Here is a 4,323-nt window from a genome sequence, read left to right on the forward strand (position 1 = left end):
AGCGACTAATGTTGGACTTGACTGGTTTCGAAAGGTTCAATCCAGCCATGGCGTGATATTATACAGTTCAACGCGAAGACGCCAAGAGCCTAATTTTTACATACGCCCCAATACATATGACAAAAGCTAATCATTTAGTTGATTATCAATCATTTCTAATCAACTCGATCAGTTTGGCAGTTTTGATTCTTCTTATACCATTTTTTGGTGGTTTATCAGATAGAATAGGTCGTATAAAATGTTTGTCTATTGCTATGGGACTTCTTTCATTGGTAATAACACCTTACTTTATCGCGATTACCACAGGTTCTTTTGAGCAAATACTGTTATTACATGTGGTTGTTGGGATTCTTTGCTCTTGTGTATTTAGTATTGCTCCTACATTTATAGCTGAAATGTTTCCTGTATCTATTAGGTGCACATCGGTAGGAACATTATATGCGGTGGCTTCCTGTTTAGGTGGGGGGCTCACTCCACTGGTCGCTATAAAGTTTTTTAATAGTTTTGGAAGTTATGCGATAGGGTTTGTTTTAATTGGATATGGATTATTAAGTCTGACTATGTTTTTCATTATGACTAAGGTGGACTCAAGAAGAAGATTGATTTTAGTTTAAAGTTGCTTATGATGCAAAAACAGGTATTCCAGTGCTTAAATATTGCAATCATAATTCCTGCTCTTGTTTCTGGTTGATTATTATATTTCGTCGCACAAAGTAAAAAGTAATACGAATTAGGATCTTGGGGTTCTAGCCGGAAATCTCAGAAATTTCCGATGAGTTAATTTCGGAGACAAAAAAGGCTTTTTAATCTAACTTTCCCAAAAAAAGTGTGTGAATAAGACTAAAACAAGACAAAATAATCGCTTCCCACATGGGAGCAAGTAAAAATCTTTCCGTAAATCGGTTACTTTCAGGAAAGATTGTAATAATTAAATCCAATATGTCACCAGGTGATGTTTCATCGGAAATTTCTGAGATTTCCGGCTAGAACCCCCATCTTTGATTTCATACTCGCCCCGTTCTGCCCTCCTTGTCTTCAGGATCTCAGCCGAATCTCAAAGGTCCTCAATGAAGAGGATTTAGTCTGCGATATTGATGGGTTCAATTTTGGCATAAATGTTATTAACCCCTTACCTAAAAAACTCTTTTTGCTGAATTTCTCGTATGATGCGCTCATCAATTGCATATTTTACCCAGCCACCTCGTCCTGCTTTTTGATCTACTCTGATAAGCATGCCTGCTTTAGTTAATCTGAATAAGGTATTTTTAAGCGATTTTTGGTTGACCCCCGTTAATTTTGAGATTAGTTCGAGAGTTAGCTCTTCGGTTGAGTCTGATTTATTCATCCTCATGTTTTTGTACAATGCAATTAATATCTTACGCTGATTTCCAACTAATTTTGAAAAGCTAATTTCAGTTGCTTGATTTTGCATCCTTTTAGGGTTGGTTTGATTTTCTGTTCCCAAGGCATTGGTGGCTGTGAACCAATTGTGAACCAATTGTGGACTATTTTCTGTGCTGTCTTGACTTGGTAGTTCTTTAGGGTTGGCTTGATTCTCTGTTCCTAAGGAGTTGCTGTTTGTGAGCTTGCTGTGAACCAATTGTGAACTATTTACTGTGTTGTCTTGACTTGGCAGTTCTTTAGGATTGGCTTGATTCTCTGTTCCTAAGGAGTTGCTGTTTGCGAGCTTGCTGTGAACCAATTGTGAACTATTTACTGTGTTCTCTTGACTTGGCAGTTCTTTAGGATTGGCTTGATTCTCTGTTCCTAAGGAGTTGCTGTTTGCGAGCTTGCTGTGAACCGATTGTGAACCATTTACTGTGTTGCTTTGACTTGGCAGTTCTTTAGGGTTGATTTGATTCTCTGTTACCAGGGTATTGCTGTTTGTGAACTGATTGTGAACCAATTGTGAACTATTTTCTTTGTTGTCTTGACTTGGTAGTTCTTTAGGGTTGGCTTGATTCTCTGTTCCCAGGGCGTTGCTGTTTGGGAGCTTGCTGTGAACCAGTTTTGAGTCCTTGGCTTTGGTATATGTATCATCAAAAAAATGGCTTGCTTTAATAGTGCTATTTACATTTTTTTGTGGCAGCTTTCGCTCCTGAGCATATAATTCAAATGCTCCTTTTTTAATGGCCATTAGATAGCCTCTAATTCATTAGTTAATAATAGATCTACAAAACTTTGTTCATTGTTATTTACCCTTGCCCACAGTTCAGAGATGAGATGGTAATATTCTTCTGCCTGAGGAGATCCTAGCGCATATTCTAATATGGTTTGCTTAGACATAAGAGCTTCTTCCCATTTTACAGATTTACGTATAGGTGTAGTTATCATGTAGTCAACATAACGACTCAAATAAGTCGCATTTATTTGTTGGCTAAGTGAACTTCTTTCAAGAGCGGTGCTAAACATTATTAATCCCTGGTTTGTTAACTTCATAACATCTTGAAAGTCCCAAATATTTTGCATATTGGTTGCAGAGGCATTATACGCTAGCAAGGTGCATCCTAGTGGCATAACGACATATGAGGAGACTAAGATTGAGTTTTCTACAAGGTGGTTCCATGTTGGGCTATTATCGAATATGATGACATCATATTCGGATAGAAGTGGAATTAGTTTATCTTGAAAGATATATTCACGACGTTTTTCAAAAGACATCCATTTATTTAATTTTACTAAATCGTGTGTTTCAGGAATAAAGTCGAGTGTGGGAATTGATGTTGATCGTATAATTTCATTTAAAGAACTACCTTCAACTAAAAAATGGAAAAGACCTTTCCCTTGTTCAAAATCATCAAGTCTATTTAGTTCTTGTTGAGGTATTATTATATCTGAAACGGAGCATTCGGGGTCTAATCCTATTAGTATGGTTTTTATACCATTTAGAGCTAAAGTACGCGCCTCATTATAACTAGTGGTTGTTTTATATACCCCACCTTTTTGCATATACTTGCATAAAATTTTCTGTTGCAATGGTGGTTTTAAAAAACCAAATCGCTTTCCAATTTCAGGTAACTGATCTAAGTCCCATAGTCTAGTTGAAACTTTTCCCCTAGCTTCTCTTTTGGCTATAGGAATTTCGCCACGATCCTCTGCGTTATACAACGTTTGAATAGATTTGAAACGATTATCCATTTTAAATAACTTACGTATATCCGAGTTCGTCCAACTTATTTGTTCCATTACTTATGGCCTTGTATGTTTTGTTATAATTATTATGTTAATACATACAATTACATACTAAAACTCATAGGTCAATGATTGAGTAATTAAAGATAAAAAAAATTTTTTTAATATGTTTAACAGTGTTTTATATATAACTGTGAACCATTAAACAGTTTTGTAAGTGAACTAATTGTGAACCTTTCTTTTGATGCATTTGATTGCTATTTTCGTTCTATTAATTAATTGTATTGATCTAAACTGTGAACCATTATTAGCAATTAAATGTGAACCAATTGTGAACCATTTTATTGCTTTAGCCATCCCTTTGCAAACTGAGTTAAACGAATATCTATAAGCCCATTTATAGTCAATTACATATAATTAAAAGATATATATTGTGAACCATTATTAATAAATTTATGTGAACCAATTGTGAACCATTATAAGAGGAACCCATAAAAAGAAAATAGAAATTCCTAACAAGCACTTGTGAACCAATTGTGAACTATTTTACTAAAGAAATCGTGAACCAATTGTGAACCAAAAATTAATAAAATAATCACATATTTCAATTGGTTATGATAAAAAAAGAAGTTGACCGCCATAAAAATAAAGGATAATTTTCTCTTAGTTGTTTTGAATCAAAAAAAAAGCCCGTTGGCGCGGGCTTTTCTGGTTAACGCAAATTTGTACTCTACACAATTACATCTTAGCGTTAACTCATTGATCCGTCAATAATTAGCTACCGCTAAGGATGTTTTTCGCATGCAAGAAAGTATGCTGTTGGAAAGCGCTGATATTGTTATGTCGATTAAAATTCGCAAGGATGATCGGCGTGATAATCTTAATCGCACGGGCAATTGGTGCGGTCATAGTCCTGATGTGCCGCGATTTTTCAGAGAACCAGACTCCCACAAGCCACGGCCTAAGATTTTAACATGGGCGATGGAGTCGCTGCGCCGATTTTATTCGAAACCGGCTTCATTTTTCCCTGAACTACGGTTAACCCGTTTTTCAAAACGTCGTCAGCGCAGCGAATCTCGCGAAGCAGTTGCGAGTGTGGCACAGGTTCTTCTTCATTACACGGAGCTTGCCAGCCTTCGAGTTGGCGTGCCTAATGCGCTGGGATTTCGTTCTCTGACGGTGAGCTTTATT

General features: G+C 36.3%; 3 protein-coding genes and 1 pseudogene. 2 read left to right on the forward strand and 2 right to left on the reverse strand.

Annotated elements, in window-relative coordinates; translation table 11 throughout:
- Positions 1 to 92: 92 nt before the first annotated feature.
- Positions 93 to 614, forward strand: a complete 522-nt coding sequence (locus Lfee_RS16300) for an MFS transporter (RefSeq protein ID WP_256593756.1) — start codon at positions 93 to 95, stop codon at positions 612 to 614.
- Between the two features lie 515 nt (positions 615 to 1,129).
- Here Lfee_RS16300 and Lfee_RS16305 read toward each other — a convergent pair.
- Both Lfee_RS16305 and Lfee_RS16310 read right to left on the reverse strand, forming a co-directional pair.
- The gene (locus tag Lfee_RS16305; RefSeq protein WP_058448065.1) at positions 1,130 to 2,137 is read right to left on the reverse strand and encodes a hypothetical protein; all 1,008 of its coding nucleotides are present in this window, start codon (positions 2,135 to 2,137) and stop codon (positions 1,130 to 1,132) included.
- Positions 2,137 to 3,186, reverse strand: a complete 1,050-nt coding sequence (locus tag Lfee_RS16310) for a ParA family protein (RefSeq protein ID WP_058448066.1) — start codon at positions 3,184 to 3,186, stop codon at positions 2,137 to 2,139. The genes Lfee_RS16305 and Lfee_RS16310 overlap by 1 nt, the downstream gene beginning before the upstream one ends.
- 747 nt (positions 3,187 to 3,933) lie before the next feature.
- On the opposite strand from Lfee_RS16310, the pseudogene Lfee_RS16315 reads away from it, so the two are divergent.
- Positions 3,934 to 4,323: pseudogene (locus Lfee_RS16315) on the forward strand (hypothetical protein); the annotation flags it as partial.

This window comes from Legionella feeleii, assembly GCF_001467625.1.
Classification (GTDB): Bacteria; Pseudomonadota; Gammaproteobacteria; order Legionellales; family Legionellaceae; genus Tatlockia; species Tatlockia feeleii.